Source organism: Candidatus Pelagibacter bacterium nBUS_49 (assembly GCF_051200925.1).
Taxonomy (GTDB): domain Bacteria; phylum Pseudomonadota; class Alphaproteobacteria; order Pelagibacterales; family Pelagibacteraceae; genus Pelagibacter.
In genome coordinates, this window is sequence record NZ_CP172837.1 from 525975 (window position 1) to 548378 (window position 22404).

A 22404-nucleotide genomic window follows, 5' to 3' on the forward strand; every position below is an offset into this window, starting at 1 on the left:
TAAAATTATTTCTAATTGATTGTTAATTAGGGATAAATTTAAAAAAATTTACTTATTAGACTTGTTCAATTATATATATTAGCTTAAACACTCATGAAATTCATTAATGCCCTCGTGGTGAAATTGGTAGACACAAAGGACTTAAAATCCTTGCCGCTTGCGGAGTGCCAGTTCGAGTTTGGCCGAGGGCACCACTAAATGACTAAACTTCAGATTATTTCTGATAAAAACACGAAATCTTTTAAAATAAAAAAACTATTAGTTAAAAAACTAAATCAAGAACAATTTAAAAAAGACAATCTTATTATCGTGATTGGAGGTGATGGTTTTATGCTTCAAACACTAAAAAAAAATAAGAATTCGAAAAAACAATTTTATGGCATCAATTCAGGAAACTACGGTTTCTTGATGAATAAATTTTCTTCAAAAAATATTATCAAAAACCTATCTAAAGCAAATATGGTTTCTATTTCCCCTTTAGAAATGATTGTAAAAAATAAAAGTAATCAAACTAGAAAATCTTTAGCAATTAATGAAATTTCTATTTTGAGACAAAGTAGACAAGCCGCATCATTATCTATTAAACAAGGTTCAAGACAAATAATTAAAAAGTTAGTTTCAGATGGGGTATTAGTTTCAACTCCTGCAGGGAGTACAGCTTACAATCTTTCTGTTCATGGGCCCATCTTAAGTCTTCATTCAAAAAAACTATCTATATCTCCTATAAGTGCGTTTAGACCACGAAGATGGAAGGGTAAAATAGTTAATGATAAATCTAAAATTGTTATAACAAATTTAGATCCATCTAAGAGACCTATAAGTGCTGTAGCAGATAATTTAGAGGTAAGAAATGCTAAATCAATTACAGTTAAAACTAATAACAAAATTAAATTTAATCTTCTTTATGATAAAAATAGAAGTCTTCAAAAAAAAATTAAAATTGAACAAATAAGAAATGAAACTAGCTAGAATTAATGAAAAAGTTTGAATATAAAGTTACATTTTTAGAGACTAAAATTAGTCTTACCAGTGATGGTGATAAAAAATTGAGAACAAGTTAAATTATTGGGGTAAAGAAGGTTGGGAATTAATAGAAGTAGTTGATAAATCAGACGTACTTTCATTAAAAAGAATGTTCCAGTTTTTTTTAAAAGAGAAATAGAATAAAATATTTTAGTGGTGCCCCCGCACGGATTCGAACCGCGGACCTATTGATTACAAATCAATTGCTCTACCAACTGAGCTACAAGGGCATGCGCAATAACTATTAATTATTTGTTAAATAATCAACTCTTTTTTTTTAAATAACCAAGGTGGTGAAAAACAATAGCTGCGCTATTTGATATATTCAAACTTTCTATATCTTTGCTCATATCTATTTTAACAAAGAAATCAGCATATTTACCAGTGTGCTCTCTCATACCAAATCCTTCAGATCCAAAGAGAAGAACATTTTTTCCTTCCCATTTTACCTCTGTAAAATCCTTATCTCCTCTAGCATCAAAACCATAAACCCAAAAATTTCTTTCTCTTAAATTTTTTAGTGTTGAATTGATATTAGATACTTGAAAAATATTTAAATGTTCCATGCAACCACTAGCAGACTTGTACATAAGCTTGCTATCTTTTGGAAAATGTCTTTCTTTAATAATCAATCCATCTATTTTAAATGATGCGGCACTTCTAATTAATGAACCAATGTTTCTTGGATCAGTTACTTCATCAAGACAAACAAAAGTACAGTTCTTTTTTTCTTTTATATATTCTTTTATATCAGGTTGATTTAAGTGCTCAACTTCTGCAACATAACCTCCATGCATTAATTGTTCTTTAGATGTGTATTTGTCTAATTCTTTTTTAGATTTAAAATAAACTTTAACGTCCTCTAAAACATTTTTTCTTGGGTTTTTTCTGTGAATATTTTTTTTAGCATCTTCAGTTAAAAACACTCTTAAAACTTTTCGATCAGGATTTCTAAGCGCTTCGATTACAGCATGTTGACCAGCAATGAAAAAAGACGATTTATTCATAAATTTTATCGAGTTTTACACGTTTTTTTGAATATTTATCTATTAAATCACGTGTTGCATTTGAATAAATAAAATATATAAAACGCATGTTGTTTGAAGCTTTATTGAACAGGGGACACTTCCCCAGAGGAGGGGTTCCAGAGCGGTCAAATGGGGCGGGCTGTAAACCCGTTGACTTCGGTCTTCGAAAGTTCGAATCTTTCCCCTCCACCATTCAATAAATTTTAAGTAACATGGAGTGTTACTCTTGGGGTTGTGCGGGTGTAGTTCAATGGTAGAACGCTAGCCTTCCAAGCTGGATGTAAGGGTTCGATTCCCTTTACCCGCTCCAAGAAAAAAAAATTATTAATGAAAACAAAAACTGAGGTAAAAAAGTAATGTCAAAAGAAAAGTTTGTTAGAAGTAAACCCCACTGTAACATTGGGACTATTGGTCATGTCGACCATGGTAAAACAACTCTTACTGCAGCTATCACAATCACTTTAGCAGAAGCAGGTGGAGCAGCAGCAGTAGCTTATGATCAAATCGATAAAGCTCCTGAAGAAAAAGAAAGAGGAATTACAATTTCAACAGCTCACGTTGAGTATGAAACTGAAAAAAGACATTACGCTCACGTAGATTGTCCAGGTCACGCTGACTATGTTAAAAACATGATCACTGGTGCTGCACAAATGGATGGAGCTATCTTAGTAGTTAACGCTGCAGATGGTCCTATGCCGCAAACTAGAGAACACATTCTTTTAGGAAGACAAGTTGGAATCCCAGCTATTGTTGTTTACTTAAATAAAGTAGACCAAGTTGATGATAAAGATATGATTGAACTTGTAGAAGAAGAAATTAGAGAACTTTTAACTTCATACAAATATCCTGGAGAAACAACTCCAATCGTTAAAGGATCAGCATTAGCAGCGGTAGAAAAAAGAGATGAAGAAATTGGAAAAAATTCAATTTTAGAATTAATGAAAGCTGTTGATGAACATATTCCACAACCAGCTAGAGATGTAGACAAACCGTTCTTGATGCCAGTTGAGGATGTATTTTCAATTTCAGGAAGAGGAACAGTTGCAACTGGTAGAATTGAATCAGGTGTAATTAAAACTGGTGAAGAAGTTGAAATCGTTGGTATTAAAGAAACTAAAAAATCAGTTTGTACTGGAGTAGAAATGTTTAGAAAACTTTTAGATTCTGGTGAGGCTGGTGATAACGTTGGAATTTTATTGAGAGGTATTGAAAGAACAGACATCGAAAGAGGCCAAGTTCTTTGTAAATCTGGATCAATTACTCCACATACTAAATTTGAAGCACAAGCGTATGTACTTAAAAAAGATGAGGGTGGAAGACACACTCCTTTCTTTACAAAATACAGACCTCAGTTTTATTTTAGAACAACAGACGTAACAGGAGAAGTAGAATTACCAGCTGGTACTGAAATGGTTATGCCAGGTGATGATGCTAAATTTACTGTTAAGTTAATTACACCGATTGCAATGTCAGAACAATTAAACTTTGCTATTAGAGAAGGTGGAAGAACTGTTGGAGCAGGAGTAGTAACAAAAATTATAGAGTAACTCTATAAATAGGAGTGTAGCTCAATTGGTAGAGCGCCGGTCTCCAAAACCGGAGGCTGAGGGTTCGAGTCCCTCCGCTCCTGCCAATTAGAGCTAAGTAATTATGAAAAACCCGATTAAATTTATTCAGGAAGTAAAACAAGAAGCTTTTAAAGTTTCATGGCCTACATGGAAAGAGACTTTGCAGGGAGCATTAATGGTTTTTGCAATGGCTGTTGTAATGTCATTATTTTTTCTTCTTCTGGATCAAGTTTTAAAGTTTTTTCTAGAATTGTTACTTAAGGTAAGTATTTAATGAAAAATTGGTTCATAGTTCAATCGCACTCTAACTTTGAGAACAAAGTTTCTGCTTTAATTAAAGAGGAAGCTGAAAAAGCTAAGATTTCTGATAAATTTGAGGAAATTATTGTCCCAACTCATGATGTAACAGAAGTTAAAAGAGGAAAAAGAATTCAAAGAAAAAAGAAATATTTTCCTGGCTACGTCCTTGTTAAGTGTGAAATGAATAATGATATTTATCATATGATTAAAAATCTAAAGAGAGTAAGTGGATTTTTAGGCTCTAAAGGTATTCCTGTTCCAGTTTCTGATAAAGAAATTGAAAAAATATTAGGTCAAATAAAAGATGGTGTGGCTCAGCCAAAATCTGGTATAGAGTACAGCGTTGGTGAAAAAGTTCAGGTTGTTGATGGTCCTTTTGCATCATTCAGTGGAATGGTGGAAGATATAGATGAAGAAAAGTCTAGACTTAAGGTCTCAGTTTCTATATTCGGACGTCCAACACCAGTAGATTTAGAATATAACCAAGTTGAGAAAGTAAGTTAATGGCAAAAGAAATTAGTGGATTTATAAAGTTACAAATTAAAGGCGGTCAAGCAAATCCTGCGCCCCCAGTTGGACCTGCGTTAGGACAACGTGGTGTTAACATCATGGAATTTTGTAAAGCTTTTAACGACAAAACTAAATCAATGGCTGGAAAACCTGTTCCAGTAGAAATTACAGTTTACAAAGATAAAAAATTTGATTTTAAAATTAAATCTCCACCAGCATCGTTCTTTATCAAAGAAGCAGTTAAACGTAAAAGTGGATCAAAAGAACCTGGAAGAAATATTGTTGCATCAATATCAAAAAAACAATTAGAAGATATTGCTACTCAAAAAATGCAAGATTTAAATGCTCATGATTTAGAAGAGGCAGTAAAAATCATTGCAGGTTCAGCAAGATCAATGGGTATAGAGGTAAAAGAATAATGCCATCCAAAAGATATAAAAAATTACCTGAAAAAACTAAAGATTTAAACGCTGAGGTGATTGAAAAATTATTAGCTGAAGTTAAGAAAAATTGTACAACCAAATTTGATGAGTTTTTAGATTTAAGCTTTCAAATAAATAACAAACAAAAAAAAAGTGAAGTTAATATTAGAACTGTTGTTAACTTACCTGGTGGTACTGGAAAAAATGTTAAAGTTGCAGTTGTTTGTGAAGATAACAAAGCTCAAGAAGCTAAAGATGCTGGTGCTGATATTGTTGGCAGTGATGAGTTTGTTGAAAAAATTAAAGGTGGTGAATTAAATTTTGAAAAATTAATATGTACACCTGGTATGATGATTAAACTTTCTAAATTAGGTAAAGTATTAGGTCCAAAAGGATTGATGCCAAATCCAAAACTTGGTTCGGTATCAGAAAATATTAAAGAAGCAGTAACTAATGCTAAATCTGGTCAAGTAGAAATCAGAAATGATAAAGATGGAAATATAGGTGTGAGTATTGGAAAAAAATCATTTCATGACGATCAATTATTAAAAAACTTTCATTCAATATTAGATGCTTTAGAGAAGGAAAAATCTAACAATACTCTAAAAGGTGATTTAATCAAAAATACTTTTGTTACATCATCAATGGGAGTTTCATATAAAGTTAAATTAGGGAAGTCGATATAAGTATGTTAACGAAAGAACAAAAAAAGAATTATATTTCAGAAATGTCTACTCAGTTTGAGAATAGTAAAGCTGTAATGGTTACTCATTACCAAGGTTTAACAATGACTTAATTAGATGAGTTAAGAGCAAAAATGAGAGAGCACGGAATAATCTTCAAAATAACAAAAAACAGAATAACCAAATTAGCTTTAGAAAAAACTAAGTGTAAAGATTTATCAAATTTATTTACAGGTCCAACCGCAGTTGCATTTGGTGAAGACGCTATAATGTCAGCAAGGATTCTATCAAAATTTGCAAAAGATAACGAAAATTTAAAATTAATTGGTGGTATAATGGATAACGAAGTCTTAGATCAGGCGGGTGTTCAGAATGTAGCCAGTTTGCCAACTTTAGACGAAGCGAGAGCCAATATTGTTGGTATTTTAAATGCTCCAGCATCAAAATTAGTGAGTATTTTGCTTGCATACTCGGAAAAAATGAGTAATTTGTCGGCAGAAAATTCTGAAACACAACCCAAAGAGTAAATTATGCCTGACCTAAATAAAATTATTGAAGACCTTTCAAGTTTGACTGTTGCAGAAGCAGCAGAATTATCAAAACAATTAGAAGAAAAGTGGGGTGTAACTCCAATGGCAGCAGCAGCTCCAGCAGCAGCTGGTGGTGCAGCTCCAGCAGAAGATAAGGATGATTTTACAATTATGCTTTTATCAGCTGGGGAGAAAAAAATTAACGTTATTAAAGAAGTTAGAGCAGCAACTTCATTAGGTTTAAAAGAAGCTAAAGATCTTGTAGAGGGTGCACCAAAAGAAGTTAAATCTGGTGTTAACAAAAAAGAAGCTGAAGAGATTAAAGCTAAGTTAGAAGCTGCAGGCGCAAAAGTAGAACTTAAATAAATTAATAAGAAAGAATTCAAATACTGATTATTTTTTAATCAGTATTATTAAACATAAATGCAATTATCTTTTACTGAGAAGAAAAACATAAGAAAAAGTTTTGGTAAACTAAAAGAGAGTTTATCTATTCCAAATCTAATCGAAGTCCAAAAAAACTCTTATAAAGAATTAACTGAATTTTATTCTGAAGCAGAATTGACTAAAGGTTTTGATAGAGTTTTTAAAAGTATTTTTCCAATTGAAGATTTAAATGACAAAGCAACTTTAGAATATGTTTCTTATAGATTAGATAAACCAAAATTTGACGTTGAAGAATGTATTACAAGAGGTTTGACTTATTCATCTGCTCTTAAATGCACTTTAAGATTAGTTGTTTATGAAATAGATCAAGAAAATAATACTAAAGATATTTTATCTGCGAAAGAACAAGAAGTTTATATGGGTGAAGTTCCCATGATGACTAACAGTGGTACTTTTATCACCAACGGTGTTCAAAGAGTTGTAGTTAATCAAATGCATAGAAGTCCTGGTGTATTTTTTGATCATGATAAAGGAAAAACTCATGCAAGTGGAAAACTATTATTTAATGCAAGAGTAATCCCAAATAGAGGTTCTTGGTTAGATTTTGAATACGATGTTAAAGATTTTTTATATTTTAAAATAGATAGAAAGAAAAAAATTTTTTCATCAACTTTATTGTTGGCTTTAGGTTTTACCAAAGCTGAAATTGCAGATGAGTTTTATGCAAATGAAACATATACATTTGATCCAAAAACTGAAAAATGGAAAACTAAATTTAATCCAGAGAACTATAAAGCTAAAAATTTTTCTGAAGAAGTAATTGATGCAAAAACTGGTGAAATAGTAATTAAACTAGGTGATAAAATTAACTTTTTAAATGCCAAAAAGCTATCTAATGATGGTTTAAAAGATATTTTAGTAACAAGAGATTCATTATTTGGTAAATTTTTACATAGAGATGTAAAAGTTAATGATGAAGAAGAGGGCACTTTTTCAATAGGAACAGAGCTTAATGATGCTGTAATCCAGCAAATATTAGATGCGAATATACATTCTCTGCAAATTTCTGTAACGAACTCAATCAATAAGGGTCCGTATTTATTAACCACTATTTTAAACGATAAAAATAATTCAAAAGATGAGGCTATTACAGAAATCTACAAGATGCTTAGACCAGGCGAGCCACCAACGATTGAAATAGCTACCCAAATTTTCAATAATTTATTCTTTAGTTCAGACAGATATGATCTTTCTGATGTTGGAAGAGTAAAAATGAATTCAAGATTAGAACAGGATTGTTCAGATAAAATTACTATTTTAAGAAATGATGATATTATAGCCATTGTTCACAAAATGCTGGACTTAAGAGATGGTAAAGATGAAGTTGATGATATTGACCACTTAGGAAATAGAAGAGTACGTTCTGTTGGTGAATTAGTTGAAAATCAAGCTCGTATTGGTGTTTACCGAATGGAAAGAGCTATTAAAGAAAAAATGACAACGTTAGATGTTGAGTCAGCAATGCCTCAAGATTTAATCAATGCTAAACCTTTAACAGTTTCTTTAAAAGATTTTTTTGCTAGCTCTCAACTTTCACAATTTATGGATCAAACAAATCCATTATCTGAGATTACTCATAAAAGAAGAGTTTCAGCATTAGGACCTGGTGGTTTAACAAGAGAAAGAGCTGGTTTTGAAGTTCGTGACGTTCACCCAACTCATTATGGAAGAATTTGTCCGATTGAAACTCCAGAAGGACCAAACATTGGTTTAATAAATAGTTTATCAACTTATGCTAAAATCAATAAATATGGATTTATTGAAAGTCCATATAAAAAAGTTAAAGACGGTGTTGTTCAAAATAATGTTGAATATCTATCTGCGATGGAAGAAACTAAATTTACCATTGCACAAGCAAATACAAAATTAGATAAAAATGGAAAAATTATAGAGGAACTAGTTTCTTGCAGACAAAACTTGAATTTCCTTTTAGCTAAACCAGACACTATTGATTACATCGATGTATCACCTAAGCAACTTGTTTCGGTTGCTGCATCATTAATACCTTTTTTAGAAAATGATGATGCTAACAGAGCTTTGATGGGATCAAACATGATGAGACAAGCAGTTCCACTATTAAAACCTGAGTCCCCACTAGTTGGAACAGGTATTGAAAGTGATGTTGCTTTAGACTCAGGCGTTACTATTGTTGCAAAAAGAGATGGTACAGTTGATAAAATTGACGGTAAAAGAATTGTAATTAAGGCAACTGAAGAAACTGATTTTTCTAAATCAGGGGTTGATATTTATAATTTACAAAAATTTAAGAGATCAAACCAAAACACATGTATAAACCAAAAACCTTTAGTTAGAGTAGGTGATAAGGTTAAATCTGGAGATATTATAGCTGATGGACCATCTACAAAATTAGGTGAGCTAGCATTAGGTAAAAACGTAACAGTAGCTTTTATGCCATGGCAAGGTTACAATTTTGAAGACTCAATTTTAATCTCAGAAAGATGTGTAACTGATGATGTATTCACATCTGTTCATATTGTTGAATATGAAATTATGGCAAGAGATACGAAATTAGGTGAAGAAGATATCACTAGAGATATTCCAAACGTTAATGAAGAGGCTTTAAAAAACCTTGATGAGTCAGGTGTTGTTTATATTGGGGCAGAAGTTAATGCGGGTGATATTTTAGTTGGAAAAGTTACACCTAAAGGAGACTTTGCTTCTGGACCAGAAGAAAAATTATTAAGATCAATTTTTGGTGAAAAAGCCATCGATGTGACAGATACATCTTTAAGAATGTCAAGAGGTAGCAGTGGAACTGTTGTTGATGTGAGAGTTTTTAACAGACACGGTATAGAGAAAGATGAAAGATCTATTACAATTGAAAGAGCTGAAATTGAAGAAGTTCAACAAGACAAAATTGTTGAAGAAGAGATTTTAGAGAGAAGCATTAAACAAAGAGCATCTCAATTTTTATCAGGATCTTCTTTAACTAAAAAAGTTAAAGATTTAGCAGAAGGAACAAAGCTAGACTCAGAAACAATTGATGCTTTAACAGTAAATGACGTGTTTAAAATAACAGTGGGTAATGTTAACGATGAAGCAACATTAGCTCAGCTTAAAGATCAGTATAATAAAGCTAAACAAGATATTACTGAGAGATTTGAAGATAAAGTTTTAAAAATTAGAAGTGGTGATGATTTATTACCAAGTGTAATGAAAATGGTTAAAGTTTTTGTTGCAATAAAAAGAAGATTAAGACCAGGTGATAAGATGTCTGGAAGACACGGTAACAAAGGTGTTGTTAGTAAAATTGTTCCTGTTGAAGATATGCCTTACAGAGAAGATGGAAGACCTGTAGATATAGTTTTAAACCCACTTGGTGTTCCAAGTCGTATGAATGTAGGACAAATACTAGAAACTCACTTAGGTTGGGCTTGTAAAGAATTCGGTGAAGAGGTTAAAAGATTAGTTAATGATAATAATAAAAAAATTGAAAAAACTGAAAAAATTTCAAAATTTTTAAAATCAGTTTATGGTGAAGAAATTTTTGATGATAAGGTTGAAAAACTAAGCAAACCTGAATTCAAAGATTTAGTTGAAACATTACAAGATGGAATAGCTATCTCAACGCCAGTATTTGATGGTGCTAAAGAAAAAAATGTTACCGAGATGCTTGAACTTGCTAAATTACCAGGGTCAGGACAAACACATTTATGGGATGGAAGAACAGGTGAAAAATTTGATAGACCTGTAACTGTAGGTATCATTTATATGCTTAAACTTCATCATTTAGTTGAAGATAAGATACATGCAAGATCTACTGGTCCTTATAGTTTAGTTACGCAACAACCTTTGGGTGGTAAAGCACAACTTGGTGGTCAAAGATTTGGTGAAATGGAAGTATGGGCATTGGAAGCGTATGGTGCATCATATACATTACAAGAAATTTTAACTGTTAAATCAGATGATGTAGCAGGTAGGGTTAAGGTTTATGAAACTATTGTAAAAGGTGAAGAAAACTTTGAGTTTGGTATACCTGAATCATTTAACGTTTTAGTTAAAGAAATTAAATCATTGGCATTAAACGTGGAGCTTAATTAAATATGAAAAAAGAATTAACAGATTTATTTAAAAACACTGAGATTTCTGAAGCTCAAAATTTTAATAGCATTAAGATAACCTTGGCTAGTCCTGAAAAGATTAAATCATGGACATTTGGAGAGATTAAAAAACCAGAAACAATAAATTATAGAACTTTTAGACCAGAAAAAGATGGTTTATTTTGTGCTAGAATTTTTGGTCCAATCAAAGATTATGAATGTTTGTGCGGAAAATACAAACGAATGAAATTTAGAGGTATTATTTGTGAAAAATGTGGCGTTGAAGTAACTAAGTCAAATGTTCGAAGAGAACGAATGGGTCACATTAATCTTGCGACACCTGTTGCCCATATTTGGTTTTTAAAATCTTTACCAAGTAGAATTGCCCTTGCTGTTGATATGAAACTTAAAGAAATTGAAAGAGTCCTTTATTTTGAAAATTTTATAGTAATTGAACCAGGTTTGACTGGATTGCAAAAAAATCAACTTCTTAACGAAGATGAGCTTGCAAAGTACCAAGATGAATTTGGTGAAGAGTCATTTGAAGCAGGAATAGGTGCTGAAGCTGTACTTGAAATGCTTAAAAATTTAGATTTAGAATTAGAAAGAAAAAATCTTATTAACTTTATTAAAGAAACCAAATCAAAAGTTAATGAAGAAAGAGCAATCAAAAGACTAAAATTAGTAGAGTCATTTATTGAAACAGGACAAAAACCTGAATGGATGATTTTAACTGTTGTGCCAGTAATTCCACCTGAATTAAGACCATTAGTGCCATTAGATGGAGGTCGATTTGCTACTTCAGATTTGAATGACCTGTACAGAAGAGTAATTAACAGAAATAATAGATTAAAAAGATTAATGGATCTTAAAGCTCCAGACATTATTGTTAGAAATGAAAAAAGAATGCTTCAAGAATCTGTTGATGCACTATTTGACAATGGTAGAAGAGGCAGAGTAATAACTGGTACTGGAAAAAGACCACTTAAATCTTTAGCTGAAATGCTAAAAGGTAAACAAGGTAGATTTAGACAAAACTTACTTGGAAAAAGGGTGGACTACTCAGGAAGATCTGTAATTGTTGTTGGCCCAGACTTAAAACTTCATGAGTGCGGTTTGCCGAAAAAAATGGCTTTAGAACTATTTAAACCATTTTTATATGCAAGATTAAATAAGCTTGGATTAGCCTCTACAATCAAACAAGCAAAAAAATTAGTTGAAAAAGAAACAAATGCTGTTTGGGACGCTTTAGAACTAATCGTTAGAGAACATCCGGTAATTTTAAACAGAGCACCAACTCTTCACAGATTAGGTGTTCAAGCGTTTGAACCTAAACTTATAGAAGGTGATGCAATTGAATTACATCCTTTAACTTGTGCTGCTTTTAATGCTGACTTTGATGGTGATCAAATGGCTGTTCACGTTCCATTAAGTTTGGAAGCTCAATTAGAAGCTAGAATATTAATGCTTTCTACAAACAATATTTTATCTCCATCTAATGGTAAGCCGATCATCGTACCAAGTCAGGATATGATTTTAGGCATTTATTATCTTTCTCAAGAACCTATGACAGATAAACCCTCTGGATATTTTGTTGATGTTGATGCTATTGAATTTGCTCTAGCTTCAGACCAAATTAAAGTTCACAGCACAATCATATCAAGAATTGAAACGGTTGATGAAAATGGAAACAAGAAATACGAAAAATACACATCAACAGCTGGAAGATTTTTATTAGCAAATTTACTTCCAAAAAATAGCAATATTAAATTTTCATTAGTTGATAGATTACTACCAAAGAAAACTGTTTCAGAAATTATAGATGTAGTGTTTAGATTTTGTGGGCAAAAAACTACTGTTATATTCTGTGATAAATTAAAAGATTTAGGATTTAAACATGCTTTTAAAGCTGGAATTTCATTTGGAAAAGATGATCTTGTAATTCCAGAAAGCAAAACACAATTAATTGAAGATACAAAAGGATTAATTGCAGATTATGAAAATCAATATTCTGAAGGATTAATAACACGAGGCGAAAAGTACAACAAAGTTGTTGATGCCTGGTCAAAATGTACAGATAAAGTTGCTGGAGAAATGATGAAGGGTATTTCTGCTACTGAAAAAACTCCAGAAGGTTTAAAAATTAATTCAGTTTATATGATGGCTGATAGTGGTGCCAGAGGATCTGCAGCACAAATGAAACAGCTGGCTGGTATGAGAGGTTTAATTGCAAAACCTTCAGGTGAAATTATCGAAAGCCCAATTATTTCTAACTTTAAAGAGGGTTTAACAGCACTAGAGTATTTTAACTCTACACACGGTGCTAGAAAAGGTCTTGCAGACACAGCCCTTAAAACTGCAAGTTCAGGTTATTTAACTAGAAGACTTTGTGATGTTGCTCAAGATTTAACAATTACTAAAATCCAATGTGATGACCCAGGATTTATCGAGCTTTCAGAAATTTTAGAAGGTGGAAATGTTGTGGTCAGTTTATCTGAAAGAGCTTTAGGAAGAGTTACCGCAGCTGATGTAAAAAATCCTCTTACTGGTGAAATTGTAATTAAAAAATCAAAAATGATTGATGAAGCAGGTTGTGATTTGATCGATGCTGCTGGTGTAAAATCACTTAAAGTTTACTCAGTAATGACATGTAGTTCAAAAGAAGGTGTTTGCTCAACTTGTTATGGAAGAGATTTATCTAGAGGTAAAATGGTACATGTTGGAGAGGCAATTGGAATGATTTCAGCTCAATCAATTGGTGAACCAGGTACTCAGTTGACTATGAGAACTTTCCACGTTGGTGGAACAGCATCAGTTAAACAAGATTCTCAAATTGTTAGTAAAAACGAAGGTACACTTAAAATTTTAAACTCTAATATTTTAGAAGATTCTAAGAAAAACTTAATTGTTATGGGTAGAAATACTCAACTTTCTATTGAAGATGATAATGGAGTGCAAATTGCAGTTTATAAAGTTGCTTACGGATCAAAATTATTTTTTAATAATGGTGATAAAATTAAAGCTAATACAAAAATTTGTGAATGGGATCCATATACCACACCTGTGATCGCTGAGAAAAGTGGTACAGCAAGTTTTGTCGATTTGATTGATGGAGTTTCAATTCAAGAAACTACAGATGATGCAACTGGTATATCTTCAAAATCAGTTATTGATTGGAGAGCTCAATCGAAAAGCACTGATTTAAAACCTAGAATTACTCTTAGAGATGACAAAGGAAATGTCATTAAAAAAGCTGATGACAATGAAGCACGATATTATCTTGTACCTGATTCAATTCTTTCTATTAAAGACGGTCAAAAAGTTTTTGCTGGAGATGTCATTGCAAGACTTCCAAAAGAAACTACTAAGACAAAAGATATTACAGGTGGTCTACCAAGAGTTGCTGAATTATTTGAAGCAAGAAAAGCAAAAGATAGTGCTATCATTGCTGAAAATGATGGACAAGTTGTATTCGGTAAAGAAGTTAGAGGAAAACAAAGAGTATCTATTGTTCCAGAGGATGGTGCCGAACCATCAAATTATTTAATTCCAAAAGGTAAACATATAAATTTTAACCCTGGTGAAAAAATCCAAAAAGGTGAGTATTTACTTGATGGACAACCATTACCTCATGATATTTTAAGAGTATTGGGAATTAAAGAATTAACAGAATATTTTGTTAATCAAGTTCAAGAAGTCTATAGATTACAAGGTGTAATTATAAATGACAAACATATTGAAACTATATTAAGACAAATGCTTAAAAAAGTAGAAGTTAAAGTGTCTGGTGATTCTAGTTATTTACCAGGTGAGGTTATTGATAGAATAAAATTTGATAATGCTAATGAAAAACTTGTAGCTGAAGGCAAAACACCTGCGGTTGGTGAACGTGTTTTGATGGGTATTACTAAAGCTTCATTACAAACTGAGTCATTTATTTCAGCTGCCTCATTCCAAGAAACAACAAGAGTTTTAACTGATGCAGCTATTAAAGGTAAAGTTGATCCATTAAATGGCTTAAAAGAGAATGTTATCGTTGGTAGATTAGTTCCTGCTGGTACTGGTAGTATTAAGAATAAGTGGAACAAAAAAGCCCTTGAGGATGATAATAATTTTATTGCTGAACAGGATAAAATAGAAACTTCTGAGCCTTCAGAAACACCTGCAAATCAATAAAAATAACACCTAATAATTGAAGTTTTAGTTTGACAAAGACGGATTAATAAGTATTTTGGCGATGTTTTTGGTTGGAATGTAGTACCTACTAATAGTACTAAACGCTGCCACAAAATAACCTGTCAGTTATTTTCTTCTAAAAATAAATTAATTAATTTTATAAAAATTTATGCCAACTATTAATCAGTTGTTAAGAAAAAAAAGAGTTAAACAACTTACAAGGAATAAAGTTCCGGCTTTACAAAAGCAACCTCTTAAAAGAGGAGTGTGTGTTAAAGTTTACACAACAACTCCAAAAAAACCTAACTCTGCACTGAGAAAAGTTGCAAGAGTAAGGTTGTCAAATGGTTTTGAAGTAACAGCTTATATTCCTGGCGAAGGACACAATCTTCAAGAACACTCAGTAGTGTTAATTAGAGGTGGTAGGGTTAAAGATTTACCAGGTGTTCGTTATCATATCTTGAGAGGTAATCTTGATACTCAAGGTGTTGCTAACAGAAAAAAAAGAAGATCTTTATACGGAACTAAAAAAGGTAAATAATGTCTAGAAAAAAAACTCAACCAAAAAAGAATGTAGTTCCAGATCCAAAATTTAATTCTACGATTATTCCAAAATTGATTAACAATATAATGTACGACGGTAAAAGAGGTGTTGCTGCTAAAATTGTTTATGATGCAATTGAAAAAATAAAAACTAAATCTAAAGATGAACCTATAAATATTTTTAATGAAGCTATTAACAATATTAAACCAACTGTTGAAGTAAGATCTAGAAGAGTTGGTGGAGCTACCTATCAAGTTCCTGTTGAGGTTAAAAGTAAAAGAGCTCAAGCTTTAGCTATTAGATGGTTAGTAGATTCTGCAAGAAAAAGAAAAGACAAACATATGTCAGATAAAATTTTTAATGAACTGTTTGATGCTTATGAAAAAAAAGGTGCTGCAGTAAAAAAAAGAGAGGATGTGCATAAAATGGCTGAGTCAAACAAAGCTTTTGCACATTTTAGATGGTAATAAAAAATGGCTAGAACTCATACATTAGACAAATATAGAAATATTGGGATCATGGCCCACATCGATGCTGGAAAAACCACTACAACTGAAAGAATTTTATACTACACAGGAAAAAGCCATAAAATAGGTGAAGTACACGATGGTGCAGCAACTATGGATTGGATGGAGCAAGAGCAAGAAAGAGGAATAACCATTACTTCTGCAGCAACTACTTGTTTTTGGAACGACCACAGAATTAATATTATCGACACACCAGGCCACGTAGATTTTACAATTGAAGTTGAAAGATCTCTTAAGGTTTTAGATGGTGCTGTTTGCGTGTTTGACGGCGTTGCTGGAGTTGAGCCTCAGTCAGAAACTGTTTGGAGACAAGCTGATAAATATAAGGTTCCGAGAATTTGTTTTGTTAATAAATTAGATAGAACTGGCGCAGATTTTTTTAGATGTGTTGAAATGATTAGAGATAGATTGGGATGCAAACCACTACCAATTCAAATACCAATTGGAATTGAAGCATCGCTTTCCGGTGTTGTAGATCTAGTTAAGATGAAAGCACAAGTTTGGAAAAACGAAGCTCTAGGTGCTGAATGGGAATACAAAGATATTCCAGATGATTTAAAAGAAATTTCACAAAAATATAGAACTGAATTAGTTGAAACTGCTGTTGAGCAAGATGAAAAATTAATGGAAGCTTATTTAAATGGCGAAGAAATTAAAGAAGACGATTTAGTCAGATGTATTAGAAAAGGAACTCTAAACTTTAGTTTTGTTCCAATTACTACTGGTTCTGCTTTTAAAAATAAAGGTGTCCAACCATTACTTGATGCAACAATCAATTACTTACCTAGTCCAATTGATATTGGTTCTATCAAAGGAACTAAACCGGGTTCTGAGGATGAGATGGAAATGAAATTTGAAGATAGTCAACCATTTTCTGCTTTAGCTTTTAAAGTTGCAAACGACCCATTTGTTGGTTCTTTGACATTTATAAGAATTTATTCAGGAACTATTAAAACTGGTACAGGAATTTTTAATTCGTCAAAGGAAAAAGAAGAAAGAGTTGGGAGAATGTTGTTGATGCACGCCAATTCTAGAGAAGATATTAAAGAAGCAAATGCTGGTGACATAGTAGCTTTAGCTGGTCTGAAATATACTATCACAGGCCACACGCTATGTGATGAAGAGAACCCTGTTTTGCTAGAACCTATGGAGTTTCCAGATCCTGTCATTGAAATTGCCGTTGAGCCAAAAACAAAAGCTGATCAAGAAAAAATGGGTGAAGCTTTAGGAAGACTTGCTAAAGAAGACCCATCATTCAGAGTGACATCTGATGAGGAGTCTGGTCAAACAATTATTAAAGGTATGGGTGAATTACACTTAGATATAATTGTTGATAGAATGAAAAGAGAATTTAAAGTTGAAGCTAATGTTGGTGCTCCGCAAGTTGCTTACAGAGAAACATTAGAAAATGCATCTGAAGTCGAATACACACATAAAAAACAAAGTGGGGGTGCTGGTCAATTTGCAAAAGTTAAACTTCTTGTTGAACCTCAAGAGCCAGGCGCTGGAAGATCTGTTGAAAGCAAAATTAAAGGCGGTGCAATTCCTAAAGAATTTATTCCAGGTGTAGAAAAAGGAATAGAAACAGTTTCTGACAATGGAATTCTTTGTGGATTTCCAATGATTGATTATAAAGTGACAATTCTAGATGGTTTACATCATGATGTTGACTCCAGCGTTCTTGCTTTTGAACTTGCTGGTAGAGCTTGTTTCAAAGAAGCATGTACTAAAGGAACGTTAAAACTTTTAGAGCCCGTAATGAGAGTTGAGGTTGTTACACCAGAAGATTATATGGGTGATGTAATAGGTGATTTAAATAGTCGAAGAGGGCAAATTAGTACTCAAGAACAAAGAGGAAATGCAACAGTAATTACAGCTATGGTCCCTCTAGCAAACATGTTTGGATATATAAATAATTTAAGATCAATGTCTCAAGGAAGAGCCCAATATTCTATGTTCTTTGACCATTACTCTAAAGTGCCACAAAACGTACAGGACGAAGTAACTAAGAAGATTGCAGGGTAATTATGGAAAAACAAAATATTAGAATTAAACTCAGAGCGTACGACAACAAAATTTTAGATGCATCTACAGAAGAAATTGTAAATACAGTAAAAAGAACAGGTGCTACTATTAAAGGTCCAATTCCATTACCAACAAGAATTGAGAGATATACGGTCTTAAAAGGCCCACATATTGACAAAAAAAGTAGGGAACAATTTGAGTCAAGAACTCATAAACGTTTAATAGACATAATAGAACCAACGCCACAAACAGTTGAAGCTTTAATGAAACTTGATTTGGCCTCAGGTGTAGATGTGGAGATTAAAATTTAGTTATGACTGAGATATCTTTAATTGGAAAAAAAATAGGAATGACTAGAGAGTTTTATAAAACTGGTCAGCTTGTTCCTGTGACTGTACTTAAAGTTGAAAAAGCTAGAGTTATCCAAGTTATTGATGAAGAAAAAAGAGGCTACAAGGCAGTACAACTTGGTTATGGAAAAATCAAAAATTCCAAACTTACAAAAGCTATGAAAGGCTTTTATGCTAAAAAAAATACTGAAGCAAAAAAGAAACTAAAAGAATTTAGAGTAAAAGATACCGAGACTTATAAAGAAGGCAATGAATTTGGCCTTGAAATATTTAAGGATACAAAATTTGTTGATACAAGGTCAAAAACCATAGGTAAAGGATTTGCTGGAGCAATGAAAAGATGGAACTTTGGAGGCCTAAGAGCCAGTCATGGTGTATCAGTTTCACATAGAGCCCATGGATCAACAGGGCACAGTCAAGATCCAGGAAAAGTATTTAAAGGAAAAAAAATGGCTGGTCACATGGGTGACAGACTTAGAACTATGCTTAATATTGAAATTATCAAAACAGATTTAGAAAATGAACTTTTGTATTTAAAGGGTTCAATTCCAGGATCAAAAAATACAGAAGTTGTAGTGAGAAAATCAATTAAAAACATAAATAAAATGACAATTTCTGAAAAAATTGCAGCAGCAGAAGAAGCAAAAAAAACACCAGATAAAAAGAAAAAATAATGAAAATTGAAAAAAAAAGCATTGATGGAAAAAAAGATACTATTGAAGTATTAGATAAATTATTTTCTGCAAAAATTAATAGTAAGTTGGTAAGTAGCGTTTTATATAAAACTAACGCTAATTACAAAGGTAGACACGCTAAAACGAAACAGCAAAATGAAGTGAGCGGTCCAACATCAAAAATTTATGCCCAAAAAGGAACTGGTGGAGCAAGACACGCAAGTAGAAAAGCACCAATATTTGTTGGTGGTGGTATAGCACATGGTCCTAAAGGTGAACTTGCCTACAAAAAAAGGAAACTAAATAAAAATGAAAAGAAATTAAGTGTTGCCTCGTTAATTACAGAAAAAAATAATAATAAAAATTTGTTAATTTTAAATGACTTTGACACAGAGATTAAAAAAACAAAAGAAATGAATGCAATTATTCAGAAACTTGAAATAACTCATTCTTTAATTATTCTAGATAAAGCTTCTAAAGAAAAAGTTGAAAAATCAGCAAGGAATATTCCAAATGTTAAAGTAACTGATGTAAACCATTTTAGCTCATACGATATTATAAAATTTAAAAAAGTTGTTTTTACCGAAAGCTCAGTAAAAGAACTAGAAAAGAGATACTCTTAAAATGGATAAGATACATTTATACGATAAAATTGTCTCTCCGATGGTTACTGAGAAATCTAGTAATCTATCTGAACAAAACAAAATTGTTTTTAAAGTTGCTGCGGGCGCAAACAAAACAAACTTAAAAAAAAATATTGAAAAGATTTTTAAAGTAAACGTGACTAAGATTAATATAATCAATAAACAGAATAGAACTAAAATTACTAGAGGTAAAAAAGTTAAAGTTTCTGGATTTAAAAAAGCAATAATAACACTTAAAAAGGGTCAAAGCATTGATCTAACAACGGGTATTTAATAAATGGCACTTAAAACTTTTAAACCTTATACAAAATCTACTAGAGGAACTATCTTAGTTGATAGAACTGGTCTGTGGAAAGGTAAGCCTTTCAAAGCACTTGTATCTCCAAAAAATGCAATGAAAGGAAGAAATAATAACGGACATATAACTAATATTAATAGATCAGGTGGACATAAAAAAATGTACAGACATGTTGATTTTTACCGTAAAAAATTTGACATGGAAGCTACTGTTGAGAGAATTGAATATGATCCAAATAGATCATGTTACATCATGCTAGTAAAATTTGAAGATGGTTCTCATGCCTATTATTTAGCACCACAAAAAATAAAAGCAGGTGATAAAATTGAAAATGGATCTAAAAAGGAAATTAAAGTTGGAAATTGTATGCCGCTTCAGGATATTCCTGTTGGTATTAATATACATAACGTAGAAATTCAACCGGGAGCTGGTGGTAAAATCGCAAGATCTGCAGGCTCATCAGTCACTATCAGTGGATTAGACGGAAACTATAGTTTAATTAAACTAGCGTCGGGAGAATTGAGAAAAATAAATTCTAGATCATTAGCTACTATTGGAACATTAACTAACCCTGATCAAAAAAATATTAAGATTGGAAAAGCAGGAAGATCAAGATGGCTTGGTAGAAAACCACATACAAGAGGAGTTGTTAAAAACCCTGTTGATCACCCTCATGGTGGTGGTGAAGGTAAGTCAGCTGGAGGAAGACATCCAGTTTCGCCTACAGGTCAATCTGCGAAAGGATTAAAAACAAGAGACAATAAGAGAACAGACAAATTTATTGTTAAAAGAAGAAACAAAAGGAAGGATACTAAAAAATAATGGCTAGATCAGTATGGAAAGGACCTTTTGTTGAAGAAAGCTTAATGAAAAAAGTTGATAAATACAAAGAAGATCCCAAAAAAATTCCAATTAAAACATGGTCAAGAAAGTCAACAATATTACCTGACTTTGTTGGTGTTAGTTTTCAAATTTATAATGGTAAAAAATTTATACCAATAACTATTTCAGAAGACATGGTTGGACATAAGTTGGGTGAATTTTCACCGACAAGAACTTTTTATGGTCATACACCAGCAGATAAAAAAGCTAAACCTGCAACAGCGGCTAAAAAATAAATATGAACAAGACAAAGAAAAAAAATAGAAAAAAAGTAGATACAGTTAAATCTGTTAACAATAGTATAAGAACTAGTGTTAGAAAACTTAATCCTATTTTAAAAAGTATTGTTGGAAAAAAAGTAGATGTTGCTATGAGAGATTTACAATTTTCTGCAAAAAGAATTAGTAAAGACATAAGAAAAACAATTGGTTCTGCAGTAGCGAATGCTGAGAATAATTTTCAATACGATATTGATAATTTAGTTGTTAAGGAAGCTTATTGTGGAAAAAAAATTGTAATGAAAAGATTTAGACCAAGAGCAAAAGGTAGAGCTGCACCAATTTTAAAACCTTGGTCAACTGTAACTATAATTTTATCAGAAGTTAAACAAATGGAGAGTCATGGGACAAAAGGTTAATCCTGTAGGTTTTAGATTAGGTATCAATAGAGGCTGGGACTCTGTTTGGTATGCTAAAAAGAAAGATTTTGGAAATTATTTAATTGAAGACTTTAAAATTAGAGAATACATTAAAAAAAATGTAGTTAATTCTGGTGTATCAAAGGTCATGATAGAAAGAACATCTAATAAATGCTATGTTACAATTTACACTTCTAGACCTGGATTTGTTATTGGAAAAAAAGGAAGTGATATTGATAAAATTAAGAATAATTTATCAAAATTTACAACTAATGAAGTTGCTTTAAACATCAAAGAAGTAAAAAAACCTGAAACTAACGCATATTTAGTAGCTGAAAATATTGCTCAACAATTAGTTAAAAGAATTTCATACAGAAGAGCAATGAAAAGATCTATGCAGTCATGTATTAGATTAGGAGCAAGAGGAATTAAAGTTTCTATTAGTGGAAGACTTGGTGGAAATGAAATAGCAAGAACTGAGTGGTTAAGAGAAGGTAGTATCCCATCACACACTTTAAGAGCAGACATAGATTATGCAGAAGCAGAAGCATTAACAACCTATGGAATTATTGGAATTAAAGTTTGGATCTATAAAGGTGAAGTTTTTGCAAGAGAATTTAGTCAAGAAACTAACAAAGCAACACCAAAAGAGGGTAAAGAATAATGCTTCAGCCAGTTAGAACTAGATGGAGAAAAGCTCATAAGGGAAGAATTCATGGGACCGCAACAAGAGCTAGCAGCATAAACTATGGTGCCTTTGCTTTAAAGGCTTTGCAGCCAGAGAGAATAACTGGAAAACAAATTGAAGCTGCTAGAGTAGCTTTAACAAGACATATGAAGAGACAAGGAAGGGTGTGGACTAGAGTTTTTCCAAACATCCCGGTATCTAAAAAACCTATTGAAGTAAGAATGGGTAAAGGAAAAGGAAATCCAGAATTTTTTGCTTGTAGAGTTAAGCCAGGTAGAATTTTATTTGAAGTTGATGGTGTTTCAGAACAAATAGCTAAAGAAGCATTATACAAAGCATCAGCTAAATTACCGATAAAAACTAAAACTATTAAGAGGTTTGCTTAAT

22 protein-coding genes, 5 tRNA genes and 1 pseudogene are annotated in these 22404 nt (G+C 32.1%); 26 read left to right on the forward strand and 2 right to left on the reverse strand.

What is annotated here, in order from left to right; translation table 11 throughout:
* Nucleotides 1-108 precede the first annotated feature (108 nt).
* Nucleotides 109-194 (forward strand) — tRNA-Leu (locus tag ACIJYF_RS02835).
* 4 nt (nucleotides 195-198) lie between these two features.
* Nucleotides 199-969 carry an NAD kinase gene (locus ACIJYF_RS02840; RefSeq protein ID WP_435117597.1) on the forward strand — a complete coding sequence of 257 codons (771 nt, stop codon included), beginning with the start codon at nucleotides 199-201 and terminating at the stop codon, nucleotides 967-969.
* A 208-nt stretch (nucleotides 970-1177) separates the two neighbouring features.
* On the opposite strand, the gene ACIJYF_RS02845 is transcribed toward ACIJYF_RS02840, so the two are convergent.
* Nucleotides 1178-1253: transfer RNA gene (locus tag ACIJYF_RS02845), tRNA-Thr, on the reverse strand.
* A gap of 33 nt (nucleotides 1254-1286) precedes the next feature.
* Complete coding sequence (gene rlmB / locus ACIJYF_RS02850; RefSeq protein WP_435117598.1) at nucleotides 1287-2030, reverse strand: 23S rRNA (guanosine(2251)-2'-O)-methyltransferase RlmB; 744 nt, start codon at nucleotides 2028-2030, stop codon at nucleotides 1287-1289.
* 128 nt (nucleotides 2031-2158) lie between these two features.
* Here rlmB and ACIJYF_RS02855 point away from each other — a divergent pair.
* From ACIJYF_RS02855 to rplP, 24 genes and pseudogenes are all read left to right on the forward strand, one after another.
* A tRNA-Tyr gene (locus ACIJYF_RS02855) sits at nucleotides 2159-2243 on the forward strand.
* 44 nt (nucleotides 2244-2287) lie between these two features.
* Nucleotides 2288-2361 (forward strand) — tRNA-Gly (locus ACIJYF_RS02860).
* 46 nt (nucleotides 2362-2407) lie between these two features.
* Nucleotides 2408-3598 (forward strand): elongation factor Tu, encoded by a 1191-nt coding sequence (gene tuf / locus ACIJYF_RS02865; protein ID WP_435117600.1) that lies wholly within the window; start codon nucleotides 2408-2410, stop codon nucleotides 3596-3598.
* A gap of 10 nt (nucleotides 3599-3608) precedes the next feature.
* Nucleotides 3609-3684, forward strand: a tRNA-Trp gene (locus tag ACIJYF_RS02870).
* 17 nt (nucleotides 3685-3701) lie between these two features.
* Nucleotides 3702-3893, forward strand: coding sequence for a preprotein translocase subunit SecE (secE, locus tag ACIJYF_RS02875; protein ID WP_435098260.1), 192 nt, complete (start codon nucleotides 3702-3704; stop codon nucleotides 3891-3893).
* Nucleotides 3893-4423: a transcription termination/antitermination protein NusG gene (nusG, locus tag ACIJYF_RS02880; protein ID WP_435117602.1), complete on the forward strand. Its 531-nt coding sequence runs from the start codon at nucleotides 3893-3895 to the stop codon at nucleotides 4421-4423. The genes secE and nusG overlap by 1 nt, the downstream gene beginning before the upstream one ends.
* Entirely contained in the window at nucleotides 4423-4848 is a 426-nt protein-coding gene (rplK, locus tag ACIJYF_RS02885) for a 50S ribosomal protein L11 (protein ID WP_435088949.1), read from the forward strand. The genes nusG and rplK overlap by 1 nt, the downstream gene beginning before the upstream one ends.
* Nucleotides 4848-5537, forward strand: coding sequence for a 50S ribosomal protein L1 (rplA, locus tag ACIJYF_RS02890; protein WP_435117604.1), 690 nt, complete (start codon nucleotides 4848-4850; stop codon nucleotides 5535-5537). Before rplK ends, rplA begins: the two co-directional genes overlap by 1 nt.
* Before the next feature lie 2 nt (nucleotides 5538-5539).
* Nucleotides 5540-6061: pseudogene (rplJ, locus tag ACIJYF_RS02895) on the forward strand (50S ribosomal protein L10).
* 3 nt (nucleotides 6062-6064) lie between these two features.
* Complete coding sequence (gene rplL / locus ACIJYF_RS02900) at nucleotides 6065-6430, forward strand: 50S ribosomal protein L7/L12 (RefSeq protein ID WP_435117606.1); 366 nt, start codon at nucleotides 6065-6067, stop codon at nucleotides 6428-6430.
* Nucleotides 6431-6487: 57 nt separating this feature from the next.
* The gene (rpoB, locus tag ACIJYF_RS02905; protein WP_435117608.1) at nucleotides 6488-10573 is read left to right on the forward strand and encodes a DNA-directed RNA polymerase subunit beta; all 4086 of its coding nucleotides are present in this window, start codon (nucleotides 6488-6490) and stop codon (nucleotides 10571-10573) included.
* A gap of 2 nt (nucleotides 10574-10575) precedes the next feature.
* Nucleotides 10576-14748: a DNA-directed RNA polymerase subunit beta' gene (gene rpoC / locus ACIJYF_RS02910; protein ID WP_435117610.1), complete on the forward strand. Its 4173-nt coding sequence runs from the start codon at nucleotides 10576-10578 to the stop codon at nucleotides 14746-14748.
* 169 nt (nucleotides 14749-14917) lie between these two features.
* Nucleotides 14918-15289 carry a 30S ribosomal protein S12 gene (gene rpsL, locus ACIJYF_RS02915; protein WP_023648422.1) on the forward strand — a complete coding sequence of 124 codons (372 nt, stop codon included), beginning with the start codon at nucleotides 14918-14920 and terminating at the stop codon, nucleotides 15287-15289.
* Nucleotides 15289-15759 (forward strand): 30S ribosomal protein S7, encoded by a 471-nt coding sequence (rpsG, locus tag ACIJYF_RS02920; RefSeq protein ID WP_023648423.1) that lies wholly within the window; start codon nucleotides 15289-15291, stop codon nucleotides 15757-15759. Before rpsL ends, rpsG begins: the two co-directional genes overlap by 1 nt.
* 6 nt (nucleotides 15760-15765) lie before the next feature.
* Nucleotides 15766-17844 (forward strand): elongation factor G, encoded by a 2079-nt coding sequence (gene fusA, locus ACIJYF_RS02925; protein WP_435117612.1) that lies wholly within the window; start codon nucleotides 15766-15768, stop codon nucleotides 17842-17844.
* Nucleotides 17845-17846: 2 nt separating this feature from the next.
* A complete protein-coding gene (gene rpsJ / locus ACIJYF_RS02930) occupies nucleotides 17847-18155 on the forward strand; it encodes a 30S ribosomal protein S10 (RefSeq protein ID WP_023648425.1) in 309 nt (102 codons plus the stop codon).
* A 2-nt stretch (nucleotides 18156-18157) separates the two neighbouring features.
* Complete coding sequence (gene rplC, locus ACIJYF_RS02935; protein WP_435117614.1) at nucleotides 18158-18868, forward strand: 50S ribosomal protein L3; 711 nt, start codon at nucleotides 18158-18160, stop codon at nucleotides 18866-18868.
* Complete coding sequence (gene rplD / locus ACIJYF_RS02940; protein ID WP_435117616.1) at nucleotides 18868-19491, forward strand: 50S ribosomal protein L4; 624 nt, start codon at nucleotides 18868-18870, stop codon at nucleotides 19489-19491. Before rplC ends, rplD begins: the two co-directional genes overlap by 1 nt.
* A 1-nt stretch (nucleotide 19492) precedes the next feature.
* On the forward strand, nucleotides 19493-19786 hold the full coding sequence (gene rplW, locus ACIJYF_RS02945; protein WP_435117618.1) for a 50S ribosomal protein L23: 294 nt from the start codon (nucleotides 19493-19495) through the stop codon (nucleotides 19784-19786).
* Nucleotides 19787-19789: 3 nt separating this feature from the next.
* Complete coding sequence (gene rplB, locus ACIJYF_RS02950) at nucleotides 19790-20632, forward strand: 50S ribosomal protein L2 (RefSeq protein ID WP_435117620.1); 843 nt, start codon at nucleotides 19790-19792, stop codon at nucleotides 20630-20632.
* On the forward strand, nucleotides 20632-20928 hold the full coding sequence (gene rpsS / locus ACIJYF_RS02955; RefSeq protein WP_023648430.1) for a 30S ribosomal protein S19: 297 nt from the start codon (nucleotides 20632-20634) through the stop codon (nucleotides 20926-20928). Before rplB ends, rpsS begins: the two co-directional genes overlap by 1 nt.
* Before the next feature lie 2 nt (nucleotides 20929-20930).
* A complete protein-coding gene (rplV, locus tag ACIJYF_RS02960) occupies nucleotides 20931-21329 on the forward strand; it encodes a 50S ribosomal protein L22 (RefSeq protein ID WP_435117622.1) in 399 nt (132 codons plus the stop codon).
* A complete protein-coding gene (rpsC, locus tag ACIJYF_RS02965; RefSeq protein ID WP_435117624.1) occupies nucleotides 21313-21993 on the forward strand; it encodes a 30S ribosomal protein S3 in 681 nt (226 codons plus the stop codon). Before rplV ends, rpsC begins: the two co-directional genes overlap by 17 nt.
* Nucleotides 21993-22403: a 50S ribosomal protein L16 gene (gene rplP / locus ACIJYF_RS02970; RefSeq protein WP_023648433.1), complete on the forward strand. Its 411-nt coding sequence runs from the start codon at nucleotides 21993-21995 to the stop codon at nucleotides 22401-22403. Before rpsC ends, rplP begins: the two co-directional genes overlap by 1 nt.
* Nucleotide 22404 lies beyond the last annotated feature (1 nt).

What these genes read in the sequence shown, in the direction of transcription:
- rplA (WP_435117604.1), top strand. Translation starts at nt 4,848, where the DNA reads ATGCCATCCAAAAGATATAAAAAATTACCTGAAAAAACTAAAGATTTA.
- rplB (WP_435117620.1), top strand. Translation starts at nt 19,790, where the DNA reads ATGGCACTTAAAACTTTTAAACCTTATACAAAATCTACTAGAGGAACT.
- rpsS (WP_023648430.1), top strand. Translation starts at nt 20,632, where the DNA reads ATGGCTAGATCAGTATGGAAAGGACCTTTTGTTGAAGAAAGCTTAATG.
- rplC (WP_435117614.1), top strand. Translation starts at nt 18,158, where the DNA reads ATGACTGAGATATCTTTAATTGGAAAAAAAATAGGAATGACTAGAGAG.
- rplP (WP_023648433.1), top strand. Translation starts at nt 21,993, where the DNA reads ATGCTTCAGCCAGTTAGAACTAGATGGAGAAAAGCTCATAAGGGAAGA.
- rpsL (WP_023648422.1), top strand. Translation starts at nt 14,918, where the DNA reads ATGCCAACTATTAATCAGTTGTTAAGAAAAAAAAGAGTTAAACAACTT.
- rpsJ (WP_023648425.1), top strand. Translation starts at nt 17,847, where the DNA reads ATGGAAAAACAAAATATTAGAATTAAACTCAGAGCGTACGACAACAAA.
- tuf (WP_435117600.1), top strand. Translation starts at nt 2,408, where the DNA reads ATGTCAAAAGAAAAGTTTGTTAGAAGTAAACCCCACTGTAACATTGGG.
- rplK (WP_435088949.1), top strand. Translation starts at nt 4,423, where the DNA reads ATGGCAAAAGAAATTAGTGGATTTATAAAGTTACAAATTAAAGGCGGT.
- rpoB (WP_435117608.1), top strand. Translation starts at nt 6,488, where the DNA reads ATGCAATTATCTTTTACTGAGAAGAAAAACATAAGAAAAAGTTTTGGT.
- rpsC (WP_435117624.1), top strand. Translation starts at nt 21,313, where the DNA reads ATGGGACAAAAGGTTAATCCTGTAGGTTTTAGATTAGGTATCAATAGA.
- rplV (WP_435117622.1), top strand. Translation starts at nt 20,931, where the DNA reads ATGAACAAGACAAAGAAAAAAAATAGAAAAAAAGTAGATACAGTTAAA.
- secE (WP_435098260.1), top strand. Translation starts at nt 3,702, where the DNA reads ATGAAAAACCCGATTAAATTTATTCAGGAAGTAAAACAAGAAGCTTTT.
- ACIJYF_RS02840 (WP_435117597.1), top strand. Translation starts at nt 199, where the DNA reads ATGACTAAACTTCAGATTATTTCTGATAAAAACACGAAATCTTTTAAA.
- rplL (WP_435117606.1), top strand. Translation starts at nt 6,065, where the DNA reads ATGCCTGACCTAAATAAAATTATTGAAGACCTTTCAAGTTTGACTGTT.
- rpoC (WP_435117610.1), top strand. Translation starts at nt 10,576, where the DNA reads ATGAAAAAAGAATTAACAGATTTATTTAAAAACACTGAGATTTCTGAA.
- rplW (WP_435117618.1), top strand. Translation starts at nt 19,493, where the DNA reads ATGGATAAGATACATTTATACGATAAAATTGTCTCTCCGATGGTTACT.
- fusA (WP_435117612.1), top strand. Translation starts at nt 15,766, where the DNA reads ATGGCTAGAACTCATACATTAGACAAATATAGAAATATTGGGATCATG.
- rpsG (WP_023648423.1), top strand. Translation starts at nt 15,289, where the DNA reads ATGTCTAGAAAAAAAACTCAACCAAAAAAGAATGTAGTTCCAGATCCA.
- nusG (WP_435117602.1), top strand. Translation starts at nt 3,893, where the DNA reads ATGAAAAATTGGTTCATAGTTCAATCGCACTCTAACTTTGAGAACAAA.
- rplD (WP_435117616.1), top strand. Translation starts at nt 18,868, where the DNA reads ATGAAAATTGAAAAAAAAAGCATTGATGGAAAAAAAGATACTATTGAA.
- rlmB (WP_435117598.1), bottom strand. Translation starts at nt 2,030, where the DNA reads ATGAATAAATCGTCTTTTTTCATTGCTGGTCAACATGCTGTAATCGAA.